Raw genomic sequence first — 807 nt, forward strand, 5'->3', positions numbered from 1 at the left:
ATGCACCGGGAGGGCACGCTGCTGTTCCCCGCGATCAATGTGAATGACGCGGTGACGAAGTCGAAGTTCGACAACAAGTACGGGTGCCGTCATTCGCTGGTCGATGGCATCAACCGGGCCACGGATGTGCTGATCGGCGGCAAGACCGCGGTGGTGTGCGGGTACGGGGATGTGGGCAAGGGCTGTGCGGAGTCGCTGCGGGGGCAGGGCGCGCGGGTGATCGTGACGGAGATCGACCCGATCTGCGCGCTGCAGGCGGCGATGGACGGCTATCAGGTGACCACGCTGGAGGAGGTGGTGGAGACGGCTGACATCTTCATCACCACGACCGGCAACAAGGACATCATCATGGCGTCGGACATGGCGCGGATGAAGCACCAGGCGATCGTGGGCAATATCGGCCACTTCGACAACGAGATTGACATGGCGGGTCTGGCGGCGGTGGAGGGCATCGTCAAGGACGAGGTCAAGCCGCAGGTGCACACCTGGACGTTCCCGGACGGCAAGGTGCTGATCGTGCTGTCGGAGGGCCGGCTGCTGAATCTGGGCAATGCCACGGGTCATCCGTCGTTTGTGATGTCGAACTCCTTCGCGGACCAGACGCTGGCGCAGATCGAGCTGTTCACCCGGCCGGAGGCGTATCCGACGGATGTGTATGTGCTGCCCAAGCATCTGGACGAGAAGGTCGCCCGGCTCCACCTTGACGCGCTGGGCGTCAAGCTGACCACGCTGCGGCCGGAGCAGGCGGAGTACATCGGCGTCGACGTCGACGGCCCGTACAAGCCCGACCACTACCGCTACTGACCC

At 64.3% G+C, this 807-nt stretch carries 1 protein-coding gene; it reads left to right on the forward strand.

Annotation, left to right across the window (positions count from 1 at the left end):
* A partial coding sequence (locus tag OF819_RS29035; protein WP_267246634.1) for an adenosylhomocysteinase occupies window positions 1-804 on the forward strand: 804 nt, incomplete at its 5' end.
* Between the last annotated feature and the right edge of the window lie 3 nt (window positions 805-807).

The sequence above is a fragment of the Streptomyces sp. PR69 genome (assembly GCF_026420845.1).
Taxonomy (GTDB): domain Bacteria; phylum Actinomycetota; class Actinomycetes; order Streptomycetales; family Streptomycetaceae; genus Streptomyces.